The following is a 20,797-nucleotide window of genomic DNA, read 5'->3' on the forward strand; positions in this document are numbered from 1 at the left end:
CTCGGACGGTGACCCGTCGCCCGCACCCCGCCTGGCTCGTCGCCGCCGTCGCCTTCGTGGCGCTGGTCGGCGCCGCCGGCTTCCGCGCCACCCCCGCCGTGATGCTGCACCCGCTGCACGAGGAGTTCCGCTGGCCGCTCGCCACGATCTCCGCGGCCGTCTCCGTCAACCTGATCCTGTTCGGGCTCACCGCCCCGTTCGCGGCCGCCCTGATGGAGAAGTTCGGCATGCGCCGGGTGGTGAGCGGCGCGCTCCTGCTGGTGGCCGCGGGCAGCGGGCTCACCGTGTTCATGAACGCCAGCTGGCAGCTCATCCTCTGCTGGGGCGTGCTGGTCGGCCTCGGCACCGGCTCGATGGCGCTCGCCTTCGTGGCGACGGTCACCGGCCGCTGGTTCGTGAAGCGGCGCGGGCTGGTGACCGGCGTGCTGACCGCCGGCGGCGCGGCCGGGCAGCTGGTCTTCCTGCCGCTGCTGGCCACCGTCGTCGAGGCGAACGGGTGGCGCACCGCCGCGCTGATCGTGTCCGGCTCCGCGCTCGCCGTCGTACCCCTGGTGGTGTGGCGGCTGCGCGACCGCCCCGCGGACCTGGGCGTGCGCGCGTACGGCGCGCCGGCGGACGAGGCGCCACCGCCGCCGCTGGCCGGCGGGGCCGCGGCGCGAGCCGTGGGCGCGCTGCGGGCGGCGGCCCGGACCCGGGCGTTCTGGCTGCTCGCCGGCGGGTTCGCGATCTGCGGGGCGACCACGAACGGGCTGGTCGGCACGCACTTCATCCCGGCCGCGCACGACCACGGCATGGCCGAGACCACGGCGGCGAGCCTGCTCGCGCTGGTCGGGCTCTTCGACATCGCCGGCACGATCGCCTCCGGCTGGCTCACCGACCGGGTGGACGGCCGGGTGCTGCTCGGCGCCTACTACGCGCTGCGCGGCGGCTCGCTGCTCGTGCTCCCCACGCTCTTCGCCGAGACGGCCGGCCCGAGCATGCTGGTGTTCATCGTCTTCTACGGCCTGGACTGGGTGGCCACGGTGCCGCCGACGGTCGCGCTGTGCCGCGAGTACTTCGGCGCCAGCGGCCCGGTCGTCTTCGGCTGGGTCTTCGCCTCCCACCAGGTGGGCGCGGCGGTCGCGGCCACCGGCGCCGGCCTGGTCCGCGACCAGCTCGGCACGTACGCGCTCGCCTGGTACGTCGCCGGTGGCCTCTCGGTCGGCGCGGCGGTGCTGTCGCTGCTGCTGCGCCGCGGCGGCCGGGTGGCACCGGTGGTGATCGAGCCGCCCGCCGCGAAGGTCCCGGTCGGCTGGCGGCTGCGCCCCGCCGAGGAGTAGCCCGCCGCCGTCCCGCTCGTGACGTGCCAGGATGGGGGCTTCGAACGACAGGGGGACCCCGCGATGTCGCTGCGGCACGGGCTGCTCGGGCTGCTCGCCGAGGGGCCGGCCAGCGGCTACGACCTGGCCCGGCGTTTCCAGGAGATGCTCGGCGCGATCTATCCCGCGCAGCATCCGAAGATCTACGCGGAGCTGGGGCGGCTCAGCGCCGACGGGCTGATCGCGGTGGAGAGCGAGGGGCCGCGGCGGCGCAAGGCGTACCGGATCACCGGCGCCGGCCTGGTCGAGATCAGGGCCTGGCTCGCGGAGAGCGAGGTCGACCACACCGTGCGCCTGCAGCCGCTGCTGCGGTCGGTCTTCTTCTGGCTGATGGACCCCGACGACCTGCGCCGCCACCTCGCCGACGAGCAGCGGTTCTACGCCGAGCAGGCGGCCCGGTACGAGGCGTACGCGGCGGCCAAGGACCGCGGCGACTACGGCGACAGCCCGCGGACCCAGTCGCTGCGGGTGACAACCGAGGCGGCGGTACGGCTGTACCGGGCGCTCGCCGACTGGGCCGAGTGGGCGCGGAGCGTGCCACCCGCACGCGGTGATTGATTCCTACTAAATCTATAGAGTATCGTCCTGCATTATGGACGAGGCTCAGTACGACCGGACCCGCCTGGGACAGTTCCTGGCGGGGGAGGCGCGCGCGGACGGGTTCTCCCGGCGGAGCCTGATGCGCCTCTCGGCCGGCGTCGGGCTGGGCGTGGCGGCGGGCGCGGCGGTCGGCGGCAGCGTGCCCGCGCAAGCCGCGGACCCGCCGATCCTCAAGCCGCTCCCGCCGGAGCTGTTCACCGTCTTCGGCACCAACGCGGAGACCAAGTGGGAGGCGCTGCGCGGCACCGGCCACCTCGTACCCGTGGATCGTTTCTTCGTGCGCAACCACACGCTGACGCCGCGGATCGACGCGGACGCCTGGCGGTTGCGGATCTCCGGCAGCGGGCTGCGCGGCGGCCCGGTCGAGCTCACCTACCGCGAGCTTCGCCACCTGCCCGCCGACACGGTCACCGCGGCGGTCGAGTGCGCCGGCAACGGGCGCGGCTTCTTCACCAGCCAGCAGGGACAGGCCGTCTCGGGCACCGCGTGGAAGCTCGGCGCGGTCGGCGTCGCGCGGTGGAAGGGCGTGCGACTCTCCACGGTGCTCAAACGCGCCGGCCTGAGCCGCGCGGCGGTCGACGTGCAGCCGGTCGGCCTCGACCCGAACTTCGTCAGCGGCGGCGTCGACCTCGGCCCGGTGCGCCGCCCGCTGCCGGTCGGCAAGGCGCTGCACGACGTGCTGCTCGCGTACGAGATGAACGGCGCGCCCCTCCCGCCCGACCACGGCTTCCCGGTGCGCGTTGTGGTGCCGGGCTGGATCGGCATCGCGTCGATCAAGTGGCTGGACGAGCTGGAGGTCTCCGCCGAGCCGCTCTTCTCCCCGTGGAACACGCAGTTCTACCGCCTCTTCGGCCCCACCTACCCGGCGGACGGCGAGCTGGTCGGGCGGCAGACCGTGAAGAGCGCGTTCGAGCTGGCCTGGGAGGCGACGCTCCCGGCCGGCCGCCAGGTGCTCACCGGCCGCTCGTGGTCGGGCAACGGGCGGATCCGCCGGGTCGAGGTGAGCACGGACGGGCGCACCTGGCGCCCGGCCCGCCCCACCGGCCCCGGGGCGGCCTGGCAGCGCTGGGAGTACCCGTGGCACCCGGCTCCCGGCGCGTACACGCTGCGTGCGCGCGCCACCGACGTGACCGGGGTGACCCAGCCGGAGACGGTGCCGCACAACACGCTGGGTTACCTGTTCGGCGCGATCGTCCGGCACCCCGTGACCGTCGTCTAGCGACCTTTCGGAGTCGGGGCGCGGCTCGTCCCGGGGTTTCCACCGACGGGATGTGCCCCGGTCCGCCCCAGCTGTGGACCGCATGCTCCCGCGGGCATCGCTCCGGCCGGCGGCTCGCTGGCGCTCGCCGACTTCCCCGGCCTCCGCTTCCGGCTCCGCGGGGCAAGCCCACTCCGGCTCCCGGCAGGGCCGGGGTGAGATCGCGAACCGCGGAGGGTGAGGTCCGGACCACGACGGACAGAGATGCGGTAGCACGGGTCCTCTTTCGTTACGGCACCTCGACGGCGAGGCGTTCGGGGCGGGCCTGCCGGATCGGGGTGAGGGTGCCGACCACCGCCACCAGCAGGCAGGCGACACCGGACAGCAGCGTGGTGGTCGGCACGCCGTAGGTGGCCGCCGACGCGGTCAGCACGGTCGCGCCGACCGGGCCGAGCGCCGAGTGGATCGTCCAGAACGACGACGTCACCCGCCCCAACAGGTGGTCCGGGGTCACCTCCTGGCGCAGCGACATCGAGCAGATGCCGGCCACGCCGATGCCGAACACGACCGTGGTGGCGAGCGCGGCCACCACCGGGACGCTGCGGGTCATGCCGATGCCGGCGATGGCGAGGCCGCAGAGCGCGTACGACCCGATCCAGCAGGCCCCGAAGCCCCACGAGCGGCGGGCCGGCGCCACCACGAACGCGGCGATGATCGTGCCGACCGCGGCCGTGGCCAGCACGTACCCGACGGTGGTGTCCGGCCGCCGCAGCTCGTGCCCCACGTAGTAGACGATGATGTCGGTCAGCCCCAGCGTCAGGAACGTCAGGAACCACAGCAGCATGGTCAGCGCCCGCAGCACCGGGTGCCGCCACAGGAAGCGCACGCCGACCACGAGGTCGCGCCACGACATCTCCTCCGGCCGCCGCGGGTCGCCGACCGGCGTGCGTACGCGCAGCCGCACGAAGCAGAGCCCGACCGCGGAGACCGCGAACGTGACCGCGTCGACGGCGATCGCGGCGGTCGGCCCGTACAGCCCGGAGAGGATGCCGGCGAGCACCGGCCCGCCCACGGCGGCCGCCGCGTAGGTGGCGGAGAGGCGGGCGTTCGCCTCGGTGATCCGCTCCGGGTCGACGAGGTTGGGGAGCGTCGCCACGTAGGTGACCCGGAAGATCATCGCGAACGCGGCGCCGAGCGGGACGACCACGTACAGGAGCCAGATCTGCGGCGAGACGATCCAGACGATCGGGATCAGCGCGTACAGGACGGCGCGCGACACGTCGCAGACGATCAGCAGCAGCCGCCGGTCGATCCGGTCGGCGAGCGCGCCGGCGAACACCCCGGTGAGGATCGTCGACACACCGGCGAGGCCGGTGAGCAGACCCATCTGCGACACCGATCCGGTGCCGCGGAGCACAAGGAGAGGAATGGCCACATAGGAGAACGAGTCGCCCGCGACGGACAGCGTCTGCACCACCCAGAACAGCGTGAAGTCGCGATCTCGCCACAGGGACGCGGAGACCATGGCGTATTGGATCATTCACGGCCCGTGTTCGTCAGCATCGATGGCCGTTAACATCCTCACATTGACGTGCGTACGGTATGTTTTGCGTGTATGAGAGCGATCTTCGCCGCGCTTCTTCTGGCCGTACCCCTCACCCTCGCCGCGACGCCGGCGCGGGCGGCCACCCCCTCCTCCGCTCCGGCTTCGCCGGCCCAGGTCGCCGCCCCCTCGGCCGCCCGCACGTCTCCGGCTCAGCCGGCCGCGCACCTAGCCGGTTCCGGTTTCGCTTCGCGGGCTGAGGTGGCTGTGGTTCCTTCGTGGCGGTTGGCCGGTTCCGGTTCCGCTTCGCGGGCTGAGGCGGCGGTGCTTCCTTCCTGGCGGCTCGCCGACTCCGGCTCCACCGCGCGCTTGCGGGGCCTCGACGTGGTGAGCGCGAAGGTGGCCTGGGCCAGCGGCTCGGGCGGCACCGTGCTGCGCACCGTCGACGGTGGACGCACCTGGCGGCAGGTAGGCCCGCCGGACACCGCCGACCTGCAGTTTCGCGACATCGAGGCGTTCGGGGCGGACCGCGCGGTCGCGCTCTCGATCGGCGAGGGCGAGGCCTCCCGCGTATACGCCACGAGCGACGGCGGCCGCACCTGGACCGAGACGTTCCGCAACGACGAGCCGCGCGCGTTCTACGACTGCATGGCGTTCTTCGACCACCGGCGCGGCCTGGCCCTCTCCGACCCGGTCGACGGCCGGTACCGGATAGCGTCCACGGTGGACGGTGGTCGCACCTGGAAGGTGCTCCCGCCCGACCGCATGCCGGACGCCCTGGCCGGCGAGTTCGCGTTCGCCGCGAGTGGCACCTGCCTGGTCACCGCCGGCGCGGGTCCGTGGGCCTGGTTCGCGACCGGGGGCGGCGCCACCGCCCGGGTCTTCGCCACCTCCGACTACGGCCGCAGCTGGAAGGTCACCGACACGCCGGTACCCAGCGGCGCGTCGGCGGGCATCTACTCCCTCGCGTTCCGCGACCCCTGGCACGGCATCGCGGTCGGCGGCGACTTCGCGGCCCCGACCGCCGCGCCCGACGCCGCCGCGACCAGCCGGGACGGCGGGCGCACGTGGCGGGTCGCCCGGACCGTTCCCGGCGAGTACCGCTCCGGCGCCGCCTGGGTGCCGTGGCGGTGGAACACCGCACTGGCCGTCGGCCCGACCGGCAGCGACCTGTCCCGCGACGGCGGCCGCACCTGGACCCGCTTCGACACCGGCAGCTTCGACGCGGTCGACTGCGCGCCGGACGGCACGTGCTGGGCGTCGGGGGAGCAGGGCCGGCTGGCCCGGTTGACCCGCATGTGACCTGGCCCGCTGCCTCTCGGCGGTGGCCCCTTGCGGCGGCTTGGTGTGACCTTCTTGAGGCTGCCCTGCTGCGGCTTTGGACGGCTCTGGCTGCGGCTTTCTCGGGTGGCTCTGCTGTGCGGGCTTTTGGGTAGCCCCGCTGCGGGCTTCGGGCGGCCATGCTGCGCGCTTGGTGGCCCTTGGGTGGCCCTGCTGCGGGCTTTGGGCGGCCTGGGTGGCCCTGCTCGGCCTTCGGGCGGCTCTGCTGGGGCTTGGGTGGCCCTGCTTGGGGGGTGGGCCCTGCCGGGTTTTGGGGGTGGCCCTGCTGGCTTTGGGGTGGCCTTGGGCGGCCCTGCTGGGCTTTGGGTGGTCCTGCCGGGCTTTGGGTGGCTTTCGGGGCGGCCCGGGTCGGGCCGCCCCGCGCTCTCGCGGCCGGGGTCTTGAAGCCGATCGGCGAAAGGTCGCTACAGGAAGCTGACCGGCGGCGGCTCGTTGCCCGGGCGCCACTTGATCCCGCAGCCGAGGCTCGGCACGTGCGGCTCGGGCACGGCCTCGCCGCGCAGGGCGGCGTCGGCGGCGGTGCGGAGCAGGTCGCCGGTCACCGGCACGTCGTTCTTGGGGCGGGCCTCGTCGAACGCGCCCCGGTAGACCAGCCGGCGCTGCGCGTCGTAGAGGAAGAAGTCGGGGGTGCAGGCGGCGCTGTAGGCCTTGGCCACGTCCTGGGAGCTGTCCACCAGGTACGGGAAGGTGAACCCGGCCCGCTCCACCTGCGCGGCCAGCCCGGGCACGTCGTCGTCCGGGTAGTTCTCCACGTCGTTGCTGCAGATGCCGATCGCGGCGAGCCCCTTACCCGCGTACTCCGCGGCGAACGCGCCGAGCGCCGACTCGACGTGGCGCACGTACGGGCAGTGGTTGCTGAGGAAGACGACAAGCAGAGCCGGCGCGGACACGTCGGCGAGCTTCACCTCCGGACCGGCCACCGAGGGCAGTGCGAAGTCCGGCGCGGGCGTGCCCAACGGCACGAGAAACGACGAAACGGCCATGGACCGAGCCTAGTCCGCGCCCGAACGCCCCGAGCGGCCGGACGAGCGACGTCCCGCACGCCAGGACGCCCCACCGGCCCGTGGCCTCGGCCTCGCCTGGCCTCTCGCTTCGACCTCACCCTTTCACCTCAACCTTGCCCCTGCCTTCGGCCTCGCCCCCTTCGGCCTCGCCCCCTTCGGCCTCGCCCCCTTCGGCCTCGCCCCCTTCGGCCTCGCCCCCTTCGGCCTCGCCCCCTTCGGCCTCGCCCCCTTCGGCCTCGCCCCCTTCGGCCTCGCCCCCTTCGGCCTTGACCTCGCTCCGGGCTTTCGGCCTTGACCTCGCTGCGTGCCTTTGGCGTCTGGAGGCCGAGCCCGCGGGCCAGCTCCGATCGACGGCTTCGCCCGCGAGGCCCCGGACCGCCCGGTCTCAGAGCCGTGCTGGCCCTGGACCGCACATGGTGAAGCCGCGCGGGAGCAGCGGTCCGTCCAGGTAACGCGTCCGGCCGCCGTCCCGGTTGCGCCTGGCGCTCCGGCTCGGCCGGCATGCCTGGCCTGCGGGGCGTCGGGCCTGGCTGTGGGGCTTCGGGCTTGGCTTGTGGGCGTCGGGCATGGGTTGGGCGGCGTTGGATGTCTGGCCTGCGTGGCATTCGGGGCCCGGCTCGATCTGTGGGGCGGCGGTGCCGGTTGCCGGGCGTGCGGCGCGTCAGGCGCCAGGGCGGACCAGGCCGGTCTCGTAGGCCAGGATGACCGCCTGGACACGGTCGCGCAGGTCGAGCTTGGCCAGGATCCGCTTCACGTGGGTCTTCACCGTCGACTCCTCGACGATCAGCGACTTGGCGATCTCCGCATTGGACAGTCCGCGCGCCACCAGCTCCAGCACGTCCCGCTCGCGCGGCGTCAGGTCGCGCAACCGCCGGCTGGCGGCGGGGTCGAGCCGCGGCTGGCGCGCCATGTGGTCGACAACCGTCCGGGTCACCGACGGCGACAGCAGCGACTCCCCGCCCGCGATCGTGTGGATCGCCTCGATGAGCTGCTCGGGCCGGGTGCGCTTGAGCAGAAACCCGGACGCGCCCGCGCTCAACGCCCCGAACACGTAGTCGTCGTCCTCGAACGTCGTCAGCATCAGAATCCGCGTCTCCGGCACCGCCCCGATCAGCTCGCGAGTGGCGGCGATCCCGTCGAGGCGCGGCATGCGCACGTCCATCAGCACGATGTCGGGGCGCAGTCGTCGGGCCACGTCGACCGCCGCCCGTCCATCCGCCGCCTCGCCGACCACGTCGACGGACTCGTCGCTGGAGAGGACCGCTCGCAGTCCGGCCCGCATCAGGTCGTCGTCGTCCACGACGAGCACCCGGATCACGCCGCCCCCTCGCGCCGTCGCGCCCCGCCGGCCGGCCGTGGGCCGCCCACCGCCCGCTCTCCCCAGGCGGTTCCCGGCCCGCGGATTCCTCGCGGCGCGCGGCGCGGCAGTGATGCGGTCGGTGCTCGCCGCCCGCGACACGCGCGCGGAACGCCAAGTGCCCGCCACCCGCGGGATGCCTCCGCCATGCGATATGCGTGCCGCCCGGGACGCCGCCGCGGTCCGCCGTGTGCCGTCGGTGTTCGCCGCCCGCGAAACGCTCCGGGCACGCGACTCGCGCGCCACCCGGGGAGTCGTCGCGGTCCGTGGTGTGCCGTGGGTGCTCGCCGCCCGCGAAACGCTCCGGGCGCGCGACTCGTGCGCCGCCCGGGGAGTCGTCGTGGCGCGTCGTGAGGCGGTGGTGCTGAGTCCCGATCGGATGCTCCAGCAGTTCGGCCTGGGCCTGGCGGTCGCGGTCCTCCTCGACGCCGTCGTCATCCGTTGCCTGGTACTGCCCGCCGTGATGCACCTGCTCGGCGCCCGCGCGTGGTGGCTCCCGGGCCCGATCGCCCGCGTCCTGCCGAGGCTGGCCATCGAACGCCCGGCGACCGAGTGACCCGCCGACCGAGTGACCCGCCGACCGAGTGACCCGGCGCCGCGTGCGGGCGAACGCCGGCAGGAAGCGCAGGCCCACTCGACCGGCCAACGCGGTGGCCACTGACGTTTACCGGCCGACCGGTGCCCTCGGCCGCTGGTCAGGCCGGGGCGGCGAAGCCGGCAGAGGAGAGTGGTCACCGCACCGGGTGGCCACGATCGAGGGGAGGCCATAATGGACGGATGCTGAGGTGGGAGTACGCCCTACTGGTTCGCCGCCGCGAGGCGTCGGGGGCTTCGGAGTGGCGCCTGTCGTATACCTGGTACTCGCCGGACGGCACGCGGCAGGACGTGTCCGCGCTGGGCGACACCGCCATCTCCCACCTCAACCGGGCCGGCGCCCGCGGCTGGGAGCTGGTCTCGACCGAGGAGGACGTCAACAACCTCGAAGGCACCACCGAGGTCCACCGGTACTACCTCAAGCGACCAATTCCCGAGAAGTGAGCCCTGAACAGGGGTTTTACCGCCCAACCGTACAGTGGCGCATAGCACGGCGCTGTCAGTGAGGACATCTGCATGCGGCGGGCGGAGCTTGCGCGGCATCGGCCGCGATCCGCTTGTCTACCGGCGCAGATGCTCCTCGTAGGCGTCGCCGTGGTACGGCCCGGGCGGGGCGGGCTGCTGCCCGTTCGTGGCTAGCAGTCGTTGCAGCAGCTCGGCGATGCCGTCGGCGACGATCGGCATGTCTCCGACGAGACCGTAGGTATCCCAGCCCGCGAGGTAGCACAGGCCCGCCCGGGCTGGATGAAGGTCGATCACGATGTGCGGCTCGGTGCTGGTGCCGGTACCTCCGTCAGCGATCACGAAGCATCCGTTGGTCAGGTCCGACGGGTCTGTGGCGGCGATCTCCTCGGCGATGTCAGGAGTGAGCAACCGAGGGCTGGCGGCGACCAACTCGTCGGGGCCGCTAACCCTCCACGGGTAAGGGGCGTCTTCGAACAGCGTCGCCCCACCACAACGTCGGTACAGTTCCCGCAGATCATCGGGGACGGCCAGGCCGACAGGGATACGCGGTGGACCGACCGGTGGCCGAAGGTGGCAGCCGATTCGGGTGGTGATGTCGTCCAGCGCGCGTTCCAGTGCGTTGCTCTGTCGATTCGCCGAAGCCACGGCGCAACCGTACCGGCCGGCCAACCGGTCCTCGGCGCACTCCTTTGCCGCTCATCCGCCGGTTCCGCAGCCTGCTACGGGAAAGCAGCCCGCTACGGGAAAGCACTAACGTGAGGGTGCCCTCGGGGAGTGCGGTGAGGAGGCTGTGGGTAAACGCCGCCGGCAGCGAGATGTTGACCGCGGCCCGAGACCGGTGGGCCGGCGTATGGCGTGCCCGCCGACCGGCCCAGGCCGTCCACCTTGGACCAACGCGAAGTGTCGTCCACATCGGACGGTGCTCTGTTGGAAGGCAACCACTGACCGGTGGCCCGTCGTCGCCGGGTATGCCTTAGGATTTCGCCGGTTGCCCGCCCCTGGCCGAGGAGTCCGTGCGATCCATGACCACCACCCGCCAGGTCTTGGTGCGGGACGTGACCACCCGGTGCACCGCGCTGGTCGCCGCGCCCTGGTTCAACGTCACCGGGTTCCTTGTCATCGTCGTCAACGCGGTGACACTCGGCCTGGAGACCTACGGTTCGGTGGCTACCACGGCAGGTGCGGTGCTGCGGGCGGTCGAGTACTTCTGCGTAGCGTGCTTCGTCGCGGAACTGCTTGTCCGCTTCGGGGCGCATCTCAGCACGCCGGGTGGTTTCTTCCGGGACCGGTGGAACCTGTTCGACCTGGCGGTCGTGGCCGCCCCGCTACTACCCGGCGTCCGCGAGAACGTGACGCTGCTGCGACTGCTGCGCTTGGCCCGGATCGTGCGCACGTTCCGCCTGTTTCCCAGCCTACGGGTCATCCTGGTCGGGATCCGGCGCAGCATCCCCGGTCTGGGCAGCTTCCTGCTGATCACCGTCCTGGTGCTGTACGGGTACGCGATGCTCGGCTGGATGCTGTTCGGCGACGTCTACCCCGAGCGGTACGGCACGGTGGGGCAGGCGATGCTGACGCTGTTCCTGCTGCTGTCGCTGGACGGGATCACCGACACGTTGCAGGCCGGCCGCGAGGTGACCGAATGGGCGGTGCTGTACTACGTCTCCTACATGGTCGCCGCCTGTTACCTGCTCACCAACCTGCTCGTCGGCCTGGTGCTGACCGCCTTGCAGGAGGCGCACCAGGACGAGCGCGCCACGACCAGACGCACCCACGGTTCGCGCACGGCACCCAGCGGCCGCACCGAGCTGTCCACGCGCGAGCAACTGGCCGCGCTTCGCGCGCTCCTGGACGACCTGGAGCGGCAACTGCCGGATGACAGCCCAGCTGTGACCGCTACCCAGCCGCGCGGATGAACAACGACCGTTGACCCGTCGTGGCTTTGGGGATCGGCGCGTGGCGGGTCAGTCGTCTTGGAGGAAGGAGATGAGGCGGAGGATTTCGAGGTAGAGCCAGACGAGTTCGACGAGGATGCCGAAGGCGCCGAGCCAGCCGTATCGGCGGGGTAGTCCGGCGCGGATGCCGTCTTCGATCTGGGCGAAGGTGACGACGAACATGAGCGCGGCGACCACGATGCAGACCAGGGAGAAGATGATGGCCAGGCCGCCGCCGTCGTGCAGTGGGCCGGCGGTGCCGGTGAACATGGTGATGAGCAGGTTCACCACGGTGACCACGGCCAGGCCGGCGGCGGCGCCGATGACGATCCGGGTAAACCTGGGTGTGGCCCGGATGATCCTCGTCTTGTAGAGGGCGGCCATGGTGAGGAATACGCCGAGGGTGGCGATGACCGCTTGCAGGACGATGCCGTTCCAGCGGGTCTCGAAGGCCTTGGACGCCGCGCCGAGGAAAACCCCTTCGACGACCGCGTAGGTCAGCAGGATGACCGGGTTGGTGACCTGGGCGAAGGAGATGACCAGGCCGAGGAGCAGCCCGATGAGCATGGCGGCGATCCAGAGCGGCATCATCGCGGACGCCGGTACCAGGATCCAGGTCGCGGCCGCCGCCGCGACGGCGGCGCCGAGCAGGGTGACGGTCTTGACCACGACGTCGTCGACGGTCATCACGTCCGTGGTCGGCGGAGCCAAGCCCGCCCGCTGCTCGGTGGTGGGCATGGCGTAGGTGCGGCCGCCGTAGCTGTAGGTCGGTGCCGGCCGACCGTAGCCGGTCGGCGGCTGGGTCGTGGTGGTGAAGCGGCGCAGGATCGGGTTGGAACTGCGCATCAGATCTCCTCGAACCCGCCGCCGTCGAAGCCGGCATCGTCGAACCCGCCGTCCTCGAACCCACCGGCGGCCTCTGCCGCGTCGGGCGCCATCGCGTCGCCGATCATGTCGCTGATCACCATTCCGCCGAGGAAGCCCAGCGCGGCGCCGCCGACGCCGGCCGCGACCGCCCCACCCACGCCCATGCCGGGCCGGCGCTGGTAACCGCCGTACTTGTAGCCGCCGTGGCCGCCGTACGCGTAGCCGGGCTGGCCGTGCGCCGGCTGCCCGTACCCGGGCTGGCCGTATCCGCCCGCGGGTGGGCCGTAGGCCGCTTGGCCGGCCGGGGGCTGGATGAACGCGCCTGGGGCGGGAGCCGCCGACAGGCGTTCGAAGGCCCGCACGAGCCACCGGTCGACCTCGGTGACCCAGCCGTCGCCGGTGGCGGAGAGCCGCTCGACGTCGCCGCTGGCCAGCTGGTGCACGTCGGGCTGGCCCGGCCGGCTGGCCAGCTCGACTGCCACGGTGAGCCCGTCCGGCCGCGGCGCGAGCGCGAAGACGAGCTGCGGCACGTGCGGCCCCGGCGCCTGCCCCTCCGGCACGGGTGCGTAGAACGTGACCGCGTGTACCGCGGCCATCGGCAGGCCGACCAGGTGGCCGGGGCGGATCTCGGTGCGCACGAACCGGCAGCCGATCGTGCCCAGCGCGTCCACGATGTGCTGCTGCACCGGCGACGCCTCGACCGCGACCGGGTCGAAGTCGCCCTTCGCGCTGCCGGAGGCGACGGTGACCTGGGTCCGCACGCCGAGCGTGAGGCCGGGCAGGGACTGGCCGTAGAGCACGGTGAACGGTGTGTGCTCGGGGACCGGGACGCTGAACGGCACGGCCTGGCGCGATCCGCCGGCCAGTCGCAGGCCGGAGGTGACCGGGAAACGGCTCAGCTCGATCTCGCCAGCGGCGCCGTTGGCGACCAGGATCAGGTCGATCGCCGTGATCTCCGCGTCCGACTTGGCCCGCAGGTTGACCTCGCCGGAGAGCACGCCACCCGGTCGGGCCGGGTGTGGCGACAGCACGGTGTCGACCTCGACACCGCCCAGCCCCAGTCCGGCGAGGAGCTTCTTGAAGACCATGCCGCTACCCTTCGATCGAAGAACGGTTCCGAAACAGGCTGGCGGACAGTAGCACGTGAAACTGTATGGTTACTGAGAGGAGTGCGAGGTGGCGGGGCTGATGCGCATCGGTGAGCTCGCCGCCGCCGCAGGGGTCAGCAACCGAACGATCGACTTCTACACCACGCTGGGGCTCATCACGCCGGCCGAGCGCAGCCCGGGTGGCTACCGGCTCTACGACCCGGCGACCGTCGACGTGATCGCCTCGATCCGCCGGCTCGAGGCGTCCGGGATGGCGCTGGAGGACATCGGCCGCGAACTGCGCAACGCCACCACCACCGGCCTGCCCGAGGCGTTGGCCCGGCTCAACCAGGACCTGGAGACCCTGCGCACGCTGGCCGAGACGGCCGACGCGGACGCGCAGCCGATGGCGGCGACGCTCACCATAAGAGCGCACAACCTGATTACCGCCGCGATGGAACTGCTCATCGCCATGCCCGACGTCTGACACACCCTCCAGCGACCCGCCCCGCTCGCGATGACTCGGGGAACCGGTCTTGGCTGTGGAACGACATGTGCCAGATGGCTTGGCGGTCGTTGTCCGGGCCCGGCAGCGGATGGTCCAGGTGGGCGCGAACGGCCGGACACGAGCCGTTGCGGTCCGCCCACCACGCCAGAGCACGCCCGGCGGCCGCACGGGCTCAGTTCTCGGTCGGTATGACGACGACACTGATCATGCGCCGGGTGCGGTCCTGGCCGGGGTCGTTCCTGGTCCGGGCGGTGATCGCCGAGCGTAGCTCGGTGAGTAGTTCGGCCAGTTCGGTGTCGGTCAGCCAGAGTGCGGCCTGCCGGTAGGTTATGCCGTCGGTCGTGGGGTCGGCCGGTCCGCGCGTCAGGTAGCGGTCGAAGTCGGCCAGCAACCCGCCGGTGAACGCGGTGAAGGCGCGTCGGTGGTCGTCAGCGGTCATGGCGGCGCGTTCGGTCGGGTCGAGTTCGGTGCGGTCCCAGCGCAGCCGGTAGGTCCGTTCCACCGCGCCCCGGATCCGTCTCTCGTCGAGGATCTCCAGTACGCCGGCGGTGGTGAGCGCCGCGATGTGCCGATACATGGTCGCGGGCGGGATGTCGGGCAGCCGGGCTCTCAGCTGTGTGGTGGTGCTGGGGCGCCGGTCCAGCAGCGCCTGGATGATGCGCAGCCGAACGGGGTGCATGAGCAGGTCCAGGTTTGCCATGGCCACATTATTACCGACGTGATACCTTTCTCATACGTGAGAACAATGGAGGTGTATATGGACCGGACCGACGCGATGGCACGGCCCTGGCCGGCGACCGGAAGCGGCACGCGGGAGATCGAGATGGCCGCGCCGGCCGACGACGGCGTCGCCCTGGCGGGCACACTCACCCTGCCCGCGGGTCCGGGACCACACCCGGCGATGCTGTTCCTGCCCGGTTCCGGGCGGCTGGACCGGGAGTCCAACGCTGGTCGGCTGCGGATGTCGCTGGGCCGTCCCCTGGCCCAGGAGCTGGCCCGGCACGGGGTGGCGTCGTTGCGCTACGACCGGCGCGGCGTCGCGGCGACCCCGGGTGACTGGCGGGCCGTCGGCTTTCTGGACAACCGCGCCGACGCCGCGGCCGCGCTGCGGGCGCTGCGGGGACGCCCGGAGATCCGGACCAGCGCCACCGGCGTGATCGGGCACAGCGAAGGCGCGGTGCACGCGGCCTGGCTCGGTGCGCACGAGCGACCGGCAGCCATCGTACTGATCGCCGGCTATGCCCGGCCGGGCCGGCAGGCCCTCTACTGGCAGGCAGCCAGGATCGCTGACACCCTGCCCCGTCCGGTCCGCGCGCTCCTGCCCGTCCTCCGGCGGATCGCCGCCGGGCAACTGTCCAGACTGGAGGCCACCACGACCGACACCGCCCGGATCGGTGGGTCCCGGATCAACGCCCGGTGGTGGCGAGAGCAGCTCGCCTACGACCCGAGCGTGGACCTGGCTCAGATCCAGGCACCCGTGCTGGCGATCACCGGTGACAAGGACCTTCAGGTCGACCCCGACGATCTGGCGACGGTCGAACGGCTGGTCCCCGGCGGCGCCGAGGTGCGCCGGATCCCCGACATGACCCACCTGCTGCGTCGCGACCCCGGCCGCCCGTCGCTGCTGTCCTATCCCCGCCTGCTGCGCCAGCCGGTCGACCCGGACCTGCTCGCCCACATCGCACACTGGACCGTCGCCCGGCTCCGCTGACCGTCGCGCGCCGGAACACGAGACCGGCGGACCTCCCGCACCCTGCGCCGCTGTCGGCCATGGACGCGGGCAGGTAACTCGGGCAGGTTGTCATTGCTCGCGCCTCCGGGAACTACCCGGAGGCGACCCGGTACAACTGCTCGCCCGGTGGAAACAGCAGGTTGACGTTGTTGACGCCCCACGCCATACCGAGGTGCTCCTCCGGAGTGACGCCCGGGTCGATCCGGAACGACGGGATCCGCCGGCGCAGCTCTTCGAAGCCGATGCGTAGCTCGAGCCGGGCCAGGTGCGAGCCGATGCACCGGTGCGGTCCGAGGCCGAAGGCGATGTGGGGCTTGGTCCGCGGCCGGTCGAAGATCACCTCGTCGGGCCGTTCGAAGTACCGCGGGTCGCGGTTGGCCGCGCCGAGCGGGCAGTGCACCCGCTCACCGGGCGGCAGCGTGATCCCGCCGACCTCGACGGTCTCGGTGGCCGTGCGGGTGGGCACCGGCATCGTGGTCCACCGCAGCAGCTCCTCGATCGCGGGTACGAGCATGTCCGGGGTCGAGAACATCTCGTCCCACCTGTCCTGGTGCCGGCCCAGGTACAGCATGCTCTGCGAGAAGGCGCTCTGCACGGTGTCGAGCCCGGCGAAGATCATCAGCAGGAACGCGTCGAAGACGTCGTCGTCGGGGAGTGTCCTGCCGTCGATCTCGCCGTCGAGCAGCAGCGACGTGACGTCGTCCCGCGGCGGCGCGGCCCGCCGCTCGGCGATCAGCGCGGTCAGGTAGCCGCCGAGCTCCTGGCCCGCCTCGGCCCGCGCCTCGTTGTTCTCCTCGTCGGTCCCACCGTAGATGCCGTGCATCATGATGTCGGCCCACTCGCTGAGCTGGACCATGTCCTCGATGGGCCAGCCCATGATGCCCATGACCGTGCCGCCCGGAAACGGCAGCGCGAACTCCCGGCTGAAGTCGCACGAGCCGCGCTCGATGAACTGGTCGATGAGATGGTTGGCGGCCGTCCGGAGCCTGGGCTCCAGCTTGGCCACCGCGCCCGGCGCGAAGAGCGGGTCGAGCAGGTTGCGGTACTGCCGGTGGGTCGAGCCGTCCAGCTCGATGGGGATCATCCGCTTGCGCTTGCCCTGCAGGTTGGTCTGCACGGTCGGCGGTTCGTTCGGGAAGCTGACGAAGCCGCGGTTGTTGCGGCGCAGCACCGAGCTGATGTCGTCGTACGTCGTGACGATCCAGCAGCCGCCAGCCGGCGCGGAGTAGCTGATCGGCAGCTCCGCGCGGCGGTCGGCGATCTCGTCCAGGTGCGACTGGATGGTGACCTTCGTGGCGAACGGGTCGTAGTCACGCCGCAGCGAGGTCTTCAGGCCTTCGAGGTCGGTCGGCTTCGTCATGAACACTCCCTCGCGCGGCACCGTGCCGTACACGGACATGCCAATTATGATGCTATGGTCTTGGCGAAGGTTGCCACTACTATAAAACCATAGTTGGAGAGCAGAGGTAACCGCATGGACCAAGCTGTGGAGGCGCTCGCGCCGGCCAGCCTGCGGGAGCGGGTAACACGCTTCTACGACCTCGACGAGGAGCTGCTGCGCGACCCCTGGCCGCTGTACGCGGAGATGCGCGAGCGGCAGCCGGTCATGCGCGTCGGGCCGGCGGTCGTGGTCACCCGGTACGAGGACGTCAAGGCGGTCTTCCGCGACACCGTGAACTTCTCGAACCGGCGGTACACCGGATCCCGGGTGACCCAGAAGCGGGCCGGCCTCTCGCCCGACGAGGTGCGGCTCTACGACTACCTCATCGAGCTCGACGTCAACCACATCGGCCAGAACGACCCGCCCGACCACAGCCGCCTGCGCCGCTTCGTCAACCAGGCGTTCTCCGGCGGGGCCGTACGCCGGATGCGGGAGCGGGTCGTGGAGATGGCGCACGGGCTGCTCGACGAGGTGGACGCCGGCGGGGAGGAGCCGTTCGACCTGGCGGCGCTCTCGTGGCGGCTGCCGTTCGCGGTGGTCTGCACCATGCTCCAGATACCCGACGCCGAGGTCTCGACCTTCCGCGGCTGGGCGCTGGAGATCCGGCGCGGACTGGGCACCAACTACGACAACCTGCACGAGGCGTACGACGCGACCAAGAACCTCGAGGCGTACGTGCTGGAGCTGATCCAGCGGCGCCGCGCGCAGGCGGGCATCGGCGGCAACGACGACCTGGTCTCCAACCTGCTCGCCACCGACATCGACGGCACACACCTGACCGACCAGGAACTGGTCACGATGTTCGCGGTGATGCTGACCTCCGGCAACGCCAACGACATGATCTCCAACGCGGTGATCGCGCTGGAGCGGTGGCCGGACCAGCGCGCGCTGCTGATCGAACGCCCCGAGCTCATGCGCAACGCGATCGAGGAGTTCCTGCGGTACTGCCCGTCCGCGCACGGAGTGCACCGGGTGGCGGTCGACGACGGCGAGATCGCCGGCTTTCCGGTCCGGGCCGGCGAGACCGTCCGGCTGGTGGTCGCCTCCGCCAACCACGACCCGGAGAAGTTCGCCGAGCCGGAGCGGCTCGACATCACCCGCGCGGACGCCCGCCAGCACCTGGACTTCGGGTACGGCATCCACACCTGTCTCGGGCAGTGGCTGGCCCGGATGGACATCGAGGTCGCGCTCACCGTGCTCTACGAGCGCTATCCGGGCCTGCGGATCGCGGCGCCGTTCGAGTACCGGCGCGAGTACCAGTTCCGCGGCCCCCAGCGGCTCCTGGTGAGCCGGGGCTGAGACGGTGGGATCCGGTGCCCTGCGCGGGCTGCGCGTCCTGGACTTCGGCCAGTACCTACCCGGTCCGATGCTCGCGATGCTCCTGGCCGACAACGGCGCCGACGTCATCCACGTCGACCCGCCGGGCGGCCCCCGCTGGCAGAGCCCGGCCAACGCGGCGCTGTACCGCAACAAGCGGCCGGTGGAGCTCGATCTGAAGAGCGCGGCGGGCCTGGCGGCGGCTCGGGCGCTGGCCATGACCGCCGACGTGGTGATCGAGAACTTCCGCCCCGGCGTCATGACCCGGCTGGGCCTCGATCCGCGAGAGCTGCGGGCGGCGGCACCGCGGCTCGTCTGGTGTTCGCTCCCGGGCTTCCCGCGCGACGACCCCCGCGCGGGCGTACCCGGCTGGGAGGGTGTCGTGGCCTCCGCGACCGGCCTCTACGCGCGGGCCCACGGCGAGGTCGACGGCGAGCCGTGCTTCAGCGCTCTGCCCGTCACCGCCAACTTCGCGGCGTTCATGGCCGCACATCGGATCGCGGGCGCGCTGCTGACCCGGGCGCGGACCGGCGCCGGCGAGCTGATCGAGGTGTCCCTCTACGAGGCCGCCTTCCAGGCGGTCGGGAGCTACGCCGAGGTCCCGGTCTCCCGCAAGACGGACAGCCCGGTCTACGCCCGGCTGCACAAGCTGCTCCGGACCGCCCGCGCGGCCGACGGCACCCACGTGTACTTCGACACGCCGCTGCGCGGCCTCCAGACGTTCCTGGACCGGTTCCTTCCCGGGTACCGGTTGCTCGACCTCGACGACGCCGCGATGTCCCGCATGGTCGAGCGGATCGTCGAGCTGATCGCGACGAAGCCCGGAGCGGAGTGGGAACGGATCTGCCAGGAGGAGATCGAGGGGGCGTTCGGGCTCTGCCAGAGCACGGCGGCGTGGCTGGCCGACGACCACGCGCTGGCCAGCGAAACCGTCCTGCGGGTGGACGACGCGGAGCTGGGCCGCACCGCTCAGCCCGGCTACGGCGTGCTGCTGTCCCGCAGCCGGCCGCGGGTGCGTTGGGGTCGCCGCCGGCACGACCGGGCGGGTACGGCGATCGGGTGGGAGGCCGAGGGCTTCTCGCTCCCGGCTCCCGGCGCCGGCACCCTGCCCCTGGCCGGGATCCGCGTCCTGGACTGCGCCACCCTCCTGGCCGGACCGACGACCACCCGGGTGCTCGCCCAGTACGGCGCCGAGGTGATCAAGGTCGACAAGGCCGGCCTCGCCACCGGTGACATCGAGCCCCTGAGCGACGACCCGTCCGCGTTCCACGGACACCGCACCGTCAGCGCCGGCAAGCGCATGGTCTTCCTGGACCTCAAGCACGAGCTGGGGCGGGCGGTGCTCGCCGAGCTGCTCTCCACTGTGGACGTCGTGCACCACAACTTCACCACCGGCGCCGCCCGCCGGCTGGGCGTCGCCACCGAGCAGGTCCGCGAGCGCAATCCCGCCGCCATCTGCTCCCGGATGTCGCTGCACTCGGCCTTCGGCCGTCGCGCCGAGTACCGCGGCCACGAACCGCTGGCGCAGATGGCCACCGGCATGGGCGTACGCGCCGGCGGGTCCGGTGAGCCACGGATGCTGGGCGTGGTGGTCAACGACCACGCGGCGGGCCACCTCAACGCGTTCGGCGTCATGCTGGCGCTCCTGGAGCGCTGCCGGACGGGCGAGGGCCAGGAGGTGAACGCGTCGTTGTCGCGGACCGCGACGCTGCACCAGCTGCCCTTCACGGTCGGCTTCGACGGCCGCGACTGGGACGAGCCGAGCGGCCCCGACGCGCTCGGCTGGCACGCCCTGGACCGGCTCTACCGCGCCGCCGACGGCTGGTTCTACGTCGCCCCGGGCCGCACCAGGGCGGAGTCGGCGCCGGCAGACCCCGCCATGCGACGGGCGCTGGCCGCGATCCCCGGCCTCGACGGTGTCGAGTCGGTCGACGACGCCGGGCTCGCGGCGTGGCTGGCCGAGCGGTTTCGCGGATGGCCGGCGGAGAAGGCGGTCGACGCGCTGCTCGGGGCCGGCTTCGGGGCGCACCGGTACGTGCCGGTGGCCGACCTGGCCGGTGAGCCCTCGGTCGTGTCCCGCGGCCTTCTGACCGTCATGGACCACCCGGGCCTCGGCAAGGGACTGGGCATCGGCCACCCGGTGTTCGGCGCGGAGCCCGCGTCTCTCGCCGCCCGCCGGCCCGGGATGGACACCCTCGACGTGCTCGCCGAGCACGGCTTCGCCGGCCGGATCGAGGAGTTGCTGAGGGCGCGAGCCGTGGCCCTCGGCGAAAACCCGGTGGTCAACACGAGCACCCTGCCGGGCTACTGGACGAGCGGACGGATCGTCTCCTACACGTCCGGCGAACGCCTGGCCCGCACCGCCGATATGATCATGGCGGCCCACCCGCGGCCGGCCTACGCACCGCCCCCCACCCAACCGCGAAGGCACCGAGCATAGTCGACACAGAGCA

The 20,797-nt window shown here is 72.2% G+C and carries 19 protein-coding genes; 11 read left to right on the forward strand and 8 right to left on the reverse strand.

What is annotated here, in order from left to right; translation table 11 throughout:
• The first annotated feature begins 8 nt into the window (after nucleotides 1–8).
• The 3 genes from RB614_RS32840 to RB614_RS32850 all read left to right on the forward strand — a co-directional run bounded on the left by RB614_RS32840 (nucleotide 9) and on the right by RB614_RS32850 (nucleotide 3,177).
• Nucleotides 9–1,319, forward strand: coding sequence for an MFS transporter (locus RB614_RS32840; RefSeq protein ID WP_308716574.1), 1,311 nt, complete (start codon nucleotides 9–11; stop codon nucleotides 1,317–1,319).
• A gap of 63 nt (nucleotides 1,320–1,382) precedes the next feature.
• Entirely contained in the window at nucleotides 1,383–1,916 is a 534-nt protein-coding gene (locus tag RB614_RS32845) for a PadR family transcriptional regulator (protein ID WP_308716575.1), read from the forward strand.
• A 34-nt stretch (nucleotides 1,917–1,950) separates the two neighbouring features.
• Nucleotides 1,951–3,177, forward strand: a complete 1,227-nt coding sequence (locus RB614_RS32850; protein ID WP_308716576.1) for a sulfite oxidase — start codon at nucleotides 1,951–1,953, stop codon at nucleotides 3,175–3,177.
• 268 nt (nucleotides 3,178–3,445) lie between these two features.
• Here the strand turns inward: RB614_RS32850 and RB614_RS32855 are convergent, their stop codons facing one another.
• Nucleotides 3,446–4,681 carry an MFS transporter gene (locus tag RB614_RS32855; protein ID WP_308716577.1) on the reverse strand — a complete coding sequence of 412 codons (1,236 nt, stop codon included), beginning with the start codon at nucleotides 4,679–4,681 and terminating at the stop codon, nucleotides 3,446–3,448.
• A 342-nt stretch (nucleotides 4,682–5,023) separates the two neighbouring features.
• On the opposite strand from RB614_RS32855, the gene RB614_RS32860 reads away from it, so the two are divergent.
• Nucleotides 5,024–6,001 carry a WD40/YVTN/BNR-like repeat-containing protein gene (locus RB614_RS32860; protein ID WP_308716578.1) on the forward strand — a complete coding sequence of 326 codons (978 nt, stop codon included), beginning with the start codon at nucleotides 5,024–5,026 and terminating at the stop codon, nucleotides 5,999–6,001.
• 443 nt (nucleotides 6,002–6,444) lie between these two features.
• Here RB614_RS32860 and RB614_RS32865 read toward each other — a convergent pair whose 3' ends face one another.
• Both RB614_RS32865 and RB614_RS32870 read right to left on the reverse strand, forming a co-directional pair.
• A complete protein-coding gene (locus tag RB614_RS32865) occupies nucleotides 6,445–7,023 on the reverse strand; it encodes a thioredoxin family protein (RefSeq protein WP_308716579.1) in 579 nt (192 codons plus the stop codon).
• A 682-nt stretch (nucleotides 7,024–7,705) separates the two neighbouring features.
• Nucleotides 7,706–8,362, reverse strand: coding sequence for a response regulator (locus RB614_RS32870; RefSeq protein ID WP_308716580.1), 657 nt, complete (start codon nucleotides 8,360–8,362; stop codon nucleotides 7,706–7,708).
• 193 nt (nucleotides 8,363–8,555) lie between these two features.
• Here RB614_RS32870 and RB614_RS32875 point away from each other — a divergent pair, with 193 nt between their 5' ends.
• Nucleotides 8,556–8,957 (forward strand): MMPL family transporter, encoded by a 402-nt coding sequence (locus tag RB614_RS32875; protein WP_308716581.1) that lies wholly within the window; start codon nucleotides 8,556–8,558, stop codon nucleotides 8,955–8,957.
• A 221-nt stretch (nucleotides 8,958–9,178) separates the two neighbouring features.
• On the forward strand, nucleotides 9,179–9,439 hold the full coding sequence (locus RB614_RS32880; protein ID WP_308716582.1) for a hypothetical protein: 261 nt from the start codon (nucleotides 9,179–9,181) through the stop codon (nucleotides 9,437–9,439).
• Nucleotides 9,440–9,556: 117 nt separating this feature from the next.
• Here the strand turns inward: RB614_RS32880 and RB614_RS32885 are convergent, their stop codons facing one another.
• Nucleotides 9,557–10,105, reverse strand: a complete 549-nt coding sequence (locus RB614_RS32885) for an SMI1/KNR4 family protein (RefSeq protein WP_308716583.1) — start codon at nucleotides 10,103–10,105, stop codon at nucleotides 9,557–9,559.
• A gap of 377 nt (nucleotides 10,106–10,482) precedes the next feature.
• Here RB614_RS32885 and RB614_RS32890 point away from each other — a divergent pair, with 377 nt between their 5' ends.
• On the forward strand, nucleotides 10,483–11,373 hold the full coding sequence (locus RB614_RS32890) for an ion transporter (RefSeq protein ID WP_308716584.1): 891 nt from the start codon (nucleotides 10,483–10,485) through the stop codon (nucleotides 11,371–11,373).
• Nucleotides 11,374–11,421: 48 nt separating this feature from the next.
• Here RB614_RS32890 and RB614_RS32895 read toward each other — a convergent pair whose 3' ends face one another.
• On the reverse strand, nucleotides 11,422–12,237 hold the full coding sequence (locus tag RB614_RS32895; RefSeq protein WP_308716585.1) for a Bax inhibitor-1/YccA family protein: 816 nt from the start codon (nucleotides 12,235–12,237) through the stop codon (nucleotides 11,422–11,424).
• On the reverse strand, nucleotides 12,237–13,346 hold the full coding sequence (locus RB614_RS32900) for a sporulation protein (RefSeq protein WP_308716586.1): 1,110 nt from the start codon (nucleotides 13,344–13,346) through the stop codon (nucleotides 12,237–12,239). Before RB614_RS32900 ends, RB614_RS32895 begins: the two co-directional genes overlap by 1 nt.
• A gap of 100 nt (nucleotides 13,347–13,446) precedes the next feature.
• Between RB614_RS32900 and RB614_RS32905 the strand changes: the two genes are divergently transcribed.
• Nucleotides 13,447–13,833, forward strand: a complete 387-nt coding sequence (locus RB614_RS32905) for a MerR family transcriptional regulator (protein ID WP_308716587.1) — start codon at nucleotides 13,447–13,449, stop codon at nucleotides 13,831–13,833.
• A gap of 193 nt (nucleotides 13,834–14,026) precedes the next feature.
• Here the strand turns inward: RB614_RS32905 and RB614_RS32910 are convergent, their stop codons facing one another.
• Nucleotides 14,027–14,554 carry a helix-turn-helix domain-containing protein gene (locus RB614_RS32910; protein ID WP_308716588.1) on the reverse strand — a complete coding sequence of 176 codons (528 nt, stop codon included), beginning with the start codon at nucleotides 14,552–14,554 and terminating at the stop codon, nucleotides 14,027–14,029.
• A 57-nt stretch (nucleotides 14,555–14,611) separates the two neighbouring features.
• Between RB614_RS32910 and RB614_RS32915 the strand changes: the two genes are divergently transcribed.
• The gene (locus RB614_RS32915) at nucleotides 14,612–15,565 is read left to right on the forward strand and encodes an alpha/beta hydrolase family protein (protein ID WP_308716589.1); all 954 of its coding nucleotides are present in this window, start codon (nucleotides 14,612–14,614) and stop codon (nucleotides 15,563–15,565) included.
• A 112-nt stretch (nucleotides 15,566–15,677) separates the two neighbouring features.
• On the opposite strand, the gene RB614_RS32920 is transcribed toward RB614_RS32915, so the two are convergent.
• Nucleotides 15,678–16,985, reverse strand: coding sequence for a cytochrome P450 (locus RB614_RS32920; protein WP_308716590.1), 1,308 nt, complete (start codon nucleotides 16,983–16,985; stop codon nucleotides 15,678–15,680).
• 75 nt (nucleotides 16,986–17,060) lie between these two features.
• Here RB614_RS32920 and RB614_RS32925 point away from each other — a divergent pair, with 75 nt between their 5' ends.
• Both RB614_RS32925 and RB614_RS32930 read left to right on the forward strand, forming a co-directional pair.
• Nucleotides 17,061–18,326 (forward strand): cytochrome P450, encoded by a 1,266-nt coding sequence (locus RB614_RS32925; RefSeq protein ID WP_308716591.1) that lies wholly within the window; start codon nucleotides 17,061–17,063, stop codon nucleotides 18,324–18,326.
• A gap of 4 nt (nucleotides 18,327–18,330) precedes the next feature.
• Entirely contained in the window at nucleotides 18,331–20,784 is a 2,454-nt protein-coding gene (locus RB614_RS32930; RefSeq protein ID WP_308716592.1) for a CoA transferase, read from the forward strand.
• Nucleotides 20,785–20,797 lie beyond the last annotated feature (13 nt).

Origin of the sequence: Phytohabitans maris, assembly GCF_031085175.1 — a bacterium.
In the GTDB taxonomy this organism is placed as follows: Bacteria; Actinomycetota; Actinomycetes; order Mycobacteriales; family Micromonosporaceae; genus Phytohabitans; species Phytohabitans maris.

Bases quoted from the DNA above. Each gene is read 5' to 3' on its own strand.
- RB614_RS32845 (WP_308716575.1), top strand. From the start codon at position 1,383: ATGTCGCTGCGGCACGGGCTGCTCGGGCTGCTCGCCGAGGGGCCGGCC.
- RB614_RS32850 (WP_308716576.1), top strand. From the start codon at position 1,951: ATGGACGAGGCTCAGTACGACCGGACCCGCCTGGGACAGTTCCTGGCG.
- RB614_RS32855 (WP_308716577.1), bottom strand. From the start codon at position 4,681: ATGGTCTCCGCGTCCCTGTGGCGAGATCGCGACTTCACGCTGTTCTGG.
- RB614_RS32865 (WP_308716579.1), bottom strand. From the start codon at position 7,023: ATGGCCGTTTCGTCGTTTCTCGTGCCGTTGGGCACGCCCGCGCCGGAC.
- RB614_RS32875 (WP_308716581.1), top strand. From the start codon at position 8,556: ATGCGTGCCGCCCGGGACGCCGCCGCGGTCCGCCGTGTGCCGTCGGTG.
- RB614_RS32880 (WP_308716582.1), top strand. From the start codon at position 9,179: ATGCTGAGGTGGGAGTACGCCCTACTGGTTCGCCGCCGCGAGGCGTCG.
- RB614_RS32890 (WP_308716584.1), top strand. From the start codon at position 10,483: ATGACCACCACCCGCCAGGTCTTGGTGCGGGACGTGACCACCCGGTGC.
- RB614_RS32895 (WP_308716585.1), bottom strand. From the start codon at position 12,237: ATGCGCAGTTCCAACCCGATCCTGCGCCGCTTCACCACCACGACCCAG.
- RB614_RS32900 (WP_308716586.1), bottom strand. From the start codon at position 13,346: ATGGTCTTCAAGAAGCTCCTCGCCGGACTGGGGCTGGGCGGTGTCGAG.
- RB614_RS32905 (WP_308716587.1), top strand. From the start codon at position 13,447: ATGCGCATCGGTGAGCTCGCCGCCGCCGCAGGGGTCAGCAACCGAACG.
- RB614_RS32910 (WP_308716588.1), bottom strand. From the start codon at position 14,554: ATGGCAAACCTGGACCTGCTCATGCACCCCGTTCGGCTGCGCATCATC.
- RB614_RS32915 (WP_308716589.1), top strand. From the start codon at position 14,612: ATGGACCGGACCGACGCGATGGCACGGCCCTGGCCGGCGACCGGAAGC.
- RB614_RS32920 (WP_308716590.1), bottom strand. From the start codon at position 16,985: ATGTCCGTGTACGGCACGGTGCCGCGCGAGGGAGTGTTCATGACGAAG.
- RB614_RS32925 (WP_308716591.1), top strand. From the start codon at position 17,061: ATGGACCAAGCTGTGGAGGCGCTCGCGCCGGCCAGCCTGCGGGAGCGG.